General features: G+C 72.9%; 4 protein-coding genes. 2 read left to right on the top strand and 2 right to left on the bottom strand.

The genetic code is table 11. The features are described from left to right. The first annotated feature begins 434 nt into the window (after positions 1–434). On the top strand, positions 435–1592 hold the full coding sequence (locus tag ACFV6I_RS30135; RefSeq protein ID WP_380428681.1) for an RICIN domain-containing protein: 1158 nt from the start codon (positions 435–437) through the stop codon (positions 1590–1592). Positions 1593–1999: 407 nt separating this feature from the next. Here ACFV6I_RS30135 and ACFV6I_RS30130 read toward each other — a convergent pair whose 3' ends face one another. Together ACFV6I_RS30130 and ACFV6I_RS30125 are read right to left on the bottom strand one after the other, a co-directional pair. Further along, positions 2000–2902, bottom strand: coding sequence for a hypothetical protein (locus ACFV6I_RS30130; RefSeq protein WP_380428679.1), 903 nt, complete (start codon positions 2900–2902; stop codon positions 2000–2002). Next, positions 2899–3240 carry a PadR family transcriptional regulator gene (locus ACFV6I_RS30125; RefSeq protein ID WP_063352404.1) on the bottom strand — a complete coding sequence of 114 codons (342 nt, stop codon included), beginning with the start codon at positions 3238–3240 and terminating at the stop codon, positions 2899–2901. Before ACFV6I_RS30125 ends, ACFV6I_RS30130 begins: the two co-directional genes overlap by 4 nt. 221 nt (positions 3241–3461) lie before the next feature. On the opposite strand from ACFV6I_RS30125, the gene ACFV6I_RS30120 reads away from it, so the two are divergent. After that, a complete protein-coding gene (locus ACFV6I_RS30120) occupies positions 3462–4355 on the top strand; it encodes a serine hydrolase domain-containing protein (RefSeq protein WP_380428677.1) in 894 nt (297 codons plus the stop codon). Positions 4356–5121 lie beyond the last annotated feature (766 nt).

The following is a 5121-nucleotide window of genomic DNA, read 5'->3' as shown; positions in this document are numbered from 1 at the left end:
GCCCCGCGCCGCGCGCCGGGCCGCGCGCCCCGCCCGCCGGCGCCGGGGCGGGGCGCGGGGGCGGGCGCCCGCCGCCCCCCCCCCCCCACACCCGGTGCGGTGTGCCGTCCGTGACGACTACCGCACCTTGACGTACTCCCCTTCCGCCGCGGCCCGGCGCGGCGCCTCCGCCGATCGCCGCCCGGCCGACGGCCGTCGTCCGGGACCCTCTCACCGCGCATCACCAGCGTTGCTCATGCGGCGCTCGGCCACCAGCGCCGGCAGCGCGCGTTCAGCCCGGTCCCAGCCGGGCAGCTGCCGGGCCCCGACCCGCCGGCGCCCTTCGGCGGGTGGCCTTCGGCGGATGCCGGAGCACAGCGTCCCGGTGCGGCGCCCACGGTGTGCCGTACGCCATGGCGCATCCCCACCCGATCAGGTGATCATGTTGTGACGTCATGTCATATTCGACTACCGAGAGGCTGTTCACGATGCTGGTCGACTGGCCCACCGAGACCTTCGCATTGCGCCTGCACCGCATTCCCGGCCTGGTGGCGGGTGCCCCGGCGGGGAGCCCGGAGGGCACCGCCGTGGTGCTCGGGCCGGAGACCGGTGGTGACGGCGAGCAGTGGGTGGCCGAGCGGTTCCGGGTGATCAACCACCGGATCCGGCACGTCGCCACCGGCCTCTACCTGACCGCCGAGGAGTCGAGCCGGGGTGCCACGGTCACCCTGCGGCCCAAGTTCCCTGACACCGGCAGCGATTCCTCGTACTGGCGGCAGGCGTGGCGGGCCTTCGTCCAGCGCGACACCGGTCGGCTGATGGCCCTCCACGACTCCTCCAACTGCCTCCTCGGCCTGGCCGACCCGGCCGCCGAACGGCCGGGCGGACCGCTGATCCTGGAGAAGGGCGCCGGGGCCGAGGACCGGTCCTGCACCGCCTGGGCGCCCGCGCCCGTCCCGCCGCCCAAGCCCGCTCCCGCTCCGGCGCCGAAGGCCACCGACCTCCCGGTGGGGACGGGACGGGTCCGGGTGCCGGCCCGCCGCTTCGAGAAGCACGTGCGAACCATCGAGCAGATCTTCGACGAGACCAGCTTCCGGGAGGTCCCCGGCGAGCTCCTCGCCCCGGGCACCCGCATCGGCACCTTCGACTTCGACCAGTACTCCCAGGGCGACTGGTACAAGGAGGGGCGGGAGGGAAGTCTCGTGACCTTCACGGACAGCTACGACACCGCGGGCGCCGTGCGCAGGGCCTTCCACCGGCTGCCGGGGGAACCCGCCCGCTACGTGGACTCCGCGGAGGTCGACGTCCACTACGTTCCGCCGAAGCTCGTCGCCCGCACCAACTTCCCCGCCGCGCTCTTCGACCGCATCGGCGGCCACGACGCCATCTTCCGGACGCCGTACCGGCTGCCCAACGGGCACGCCTTCTACAACCAGCCCGAACGCCGCGAGGGCCTCTACTTCCCCAAGCGCGACGGCGCCGGCACCGTCGTGCAGTGGAACAAGACCTGGATCGCGGACAACGACACCACGTCCAAGGTCTTCCTCTGCTTCGACGGCCGCTACTTCATCGACCAGATGGACATCACCTGGGCCGACGACGAGAAGAGCTGACCCGCTCGCCCGACCCGTACGGCGACCATCCGCTCGACGCACCGCGCATCCCGGCCGACGTCGATCCGACCCGTAGGCCGGGCACCTCGCACCCGACGTCAAGCAGCTCGCAGCCAGGCTGAACGAGGATGCGAAGAGGGGCCCGCCCCGGGGTGGGGGGGGGGGCCGCGGGGGGCCGGAGCACCAGGGGCCCGGCGGGCGCGGGGGGCCAGCACCCCCCCGACCCACACGCTGAGCCACCCGGGGCTCACCTGGGCGGGAACGTGGCCCCCGCCGTGGGGGGGGGGGGGCCCCTCTTGCGGCCTGAAGCACCTGTTCCCGGGCGGAAGGTGAGCCAGAGCCCCAGCCATTGCGAAGAAACCAGCTCCGACATCACCCCATCAAGTTCAGTAGCCGCGGCAGGCCGTTCAGCGGAGGATGCGACCGCTTCGCCTCAGGCGGCCGGCGAGCCCGGCGGCCACCGCAGTGGCCGGCAACGCGGCCGCCAGGCACGCGACGACAGCCGCCTCACCCCACGCCACCGTGTAGGCGTGGGCGAGCAGCGGCGGGGAGGCCAGGGCCATCGCCGCCAGCTCGCGGCCGCCCCGCGATCCGCTGGACCAGGTCAGCGCGACACCAGTCGCGGCCAGGACGACCAGCGGCCAGCACCCGTAGTCGGTGCTGACCCACGGCACCCCGTGCGAGGCGATGGCCGCCCGCGGCACGACCACGAGCGCGACCACGGCACCGGCCGCGCCCGCCCGCCCCGCCGCGACGCCCTCCGCCCGCCGGTCCTGCGGGCAGGCGAGCAGCACGGCCGCCGCCAGGACCATCGCGGCCGGGGTGACCACCGGGTCACCGAACGCCCGCCCGCTGACCACCGCGGCCGCCGCGAAGGAGAGCAGCCCGGCCACCGCACAGGGTACCCCCACGCGCCACCGGCCGGCCAGCGCCGCCACCGACCCCGCGACCACGACCAGCGACGACACGAGCAGCGCGCCCCACGCCCCCGACAGGTCGGTTCCGAGTCGCACCCCCAACGGGGCGGGCGAGGAGACGACGCCGGCGTACCAGCTCAGCAGGTGCAGGCCGCAAGCGGCGGCCGCGGCGGCCAGCGCGAAGGGGTACGCCAGCGCGAGGACCTTCGCGACGGGCGCGGCCGTGCCCAGCCCCATCCGCATCCTCGCCGCGTGCGCCGCCAGACCCGCGCCCTCCCGCAGCCGCGAGCCCAGCGGCTCACCCGCGGTCATCTCGCGGAAGGTCGCGACGATCTCCCCGCCGTGGGCCCGGCGGTAGGCGGCGGGATAGAGCCGCAGGACGCGCTCGATCATGCGGAGGCCGCCGGCGGTTTGGCGACGGACAGGCGGCGGGTGGCCTCCTTCGCCGCCGCGGCCAGGCGCTCGGCCTCCACCGCGAGCCGCTCCCGCCCCGCCGGGGACAGGGTGAAGATCCGCCGGGCCCGGCCGTCGACGATCTCCTCGCGGTCGATGTCGATCAGACCGTCGGCCAGCAGCCGGTCCAGGGCCCCGTACAGCGCACCCGTACGCAGCGCGACCCGGCCGCCGGTCATCACCTTGACCTCCTGCGCGATGGCGTATCCGTGCCGGGGCGCGTCCGCGAGGGCGGTCAACACCATCAGGGTGGGCTCTTGCATCACACGTTCACTCACCTCACGAAGATAGTCACTCCGCCGGACCATCTCAACGCGGTCGGCCATCGCCGTGAGGCGCGTGGCCGTGCAGGCCCGGGGCGAGGCGCGCAAGACGGAGCCACCGGTCGTGGTCACGCGGGCCCTCGGTGGGAAGGATGCATTCGACTGGCGGCCACGTGGGCTGCGCTCGTGGCCGCCCGTCGACGTCCCTGTCGTGATCGAGCCGGGAGGAAGCACCGATGGACGAGAACGTGGTGCGGGGCACGGTGGCCGAAGGGTTCGAGACGGTCCGTGAGGAGTTCGCCGCGGTCGCGACCGGGGAGGGCGGCGACCACGCCGCGCAGCTCGTCGCCTACCGGCACGGGGAACGGGTCGTCGACTTGTGGACGGGCCCGGAGAGCACCGCGGATTCGCTGTTCGGCGCATACTCCGCGTCCAAGGGCGCCACGCACCTGGTCGTCGCGTCCCTCGTCCAAGAAGGCGTGCTGGACCTGGAGCGGAAAGTCGGCCACTACTGGCCACAGTTCGCGGTGGAGGGCAAGGGTGACGTGACGCTGCGCGAGCTGCTGGCGCACCGGGCCGGCCTGGTCGGCGCGGACGCGGGGTTCACGATCGAGGAACTCGCCGACGACCGGATCGTCGCCGAGCGCCTCGGTGCGCAGCGCCCGTACTGGCGTCCGGGCACCGCGTTCGGCTACCACGCGCTGGTCGTGGGGGCGCTCAGCGGCGAGGTGGTGCGCCGTGCCACCGGGCGCAGCGTCCAGGAGTTGTTCGCCGAGCGGGTGCGGCCTCGTTCGGCGGGACGGCCTCGGCGCGCGGCCTGGCCCGGATGTACGCGGTCGCGATCGGATCGGTCGACGGCTCGGCCCCGCTGCTCAAGCCGGAGACGCTCGCGCTGGCCGGGCAGATCCAGTCCATCGGCCACGACGTGGTCCTCGGCGTGCAGAAGGCCTTCACCATCGGTTTCCACGCCACCTCCGAGTACTACCCGCAGCTCGGCCAGGGCTCGTTCGGCCACAACAGCGCGGGCGGTCAACAGGCCTTCGCCGACCCGCGCAACGGCATCGCCTACGGCTACACCCGCCGACGCACCCCCTTCCCCGCCGTCGCCGGCCCGGAGAACGACCGCCTGATCCGCACCCTCTACGAAGCCGCCGCCACACGGTGACGTGAACTGCGGAGCGTGCATGGAAGCCAACTCGCCAGCGGCGGTCGCCGGTTCTCGATCCCGCCGCGCCGGCCGAATCACGCTAAGAGAGGCCTCGGCCCGGGCTCCAGAGAAGGTGTAGCCAAGGTTCCAGGACATGGAGATGCGGACGGCGTCGTCATGGAACTCAAGTACCGCGTGCTTGAGCCAGCCGGGGAGCAGCACCAGTTCCCCAAGCGGCTGGTTCGTACGCTTCGAGGACGTGGTCGAACCTGAAGAGGCGCCGGGCTCTGGGGCAATGTCAGATCAGGTTGTCGAATGGGCCGAGGAAGCGGGCGCGAGTGATCGGGGGCGTCAGAGTGCTACCGTCGGCACTGACGAGCAACTGGTCGACGGCTGCCGCCTGGTGGACCCACGTGTCGGCGAATCATCATATCCACGCAGTGAGCGCCAGACCACTGCCTACAATTCCTGCGGCTACTAAGCCGTTCAAACCAACGTCAGCGACATCGCAGCGGCCAACGGCGACAGCGGAGGCCCCGTCCACCACTATGGGGGCGACGGCAAGATCTACGCGCGAGAAATGATCACCGCACTCTGCCACATCACGATGTGGTGCTCCCCGCTCCGATAGCGGTTGCGGGGGGGGGGGGGGGGGGGGGCCCACCCCCCCCACCACAAAAACAAACTTACCCCAAAGAGGGGGGGCACGGGGCCACGGTGCGGGAGACCACGGTGTACAAATAAAGCCG

It is taken from the genome of Kitasatospora sp. NPDC059803 (assembly GCF_042732255.1).
In the GTDB taxonomy this organism is placed as follows: Bacteria; Actinomycetota; Actinomycetes; order Streptomycetales; family Streptomycetaceae; genus Kitasatospora.
The sequence above is the reverse complement of the archived record's forward strand: the minus strand, read 5'-3'. Positions and strand labels throughout refer to the sequence as shown.

Excerpts from the sequence above, each read along its gene's own strand:
- ACFV6I_RS30120 (WP_380428677.1), top strand. The coding sequence starts at position 3,462 with ATGGACGAGAACGTGGTGCGGGGCACGGTGGCCGAAGGGTTCGAGACG.
- ACFV6I_RS30135 (WP_380428681.1), top strand. The coding sequence starts at position 435 with ATGTCATATTCGACTACCGAGAGGCTGTTCACGATGCTGGTCGACTGG.
- ACFV6I_RS30130 (WP_380428679.1), bottom strand. The coding sequence starts at position 2,902 with ATGATCGAGCGCGTCCTGCGGCTCTATCCCGCCGCCTACCGCCGGGCC.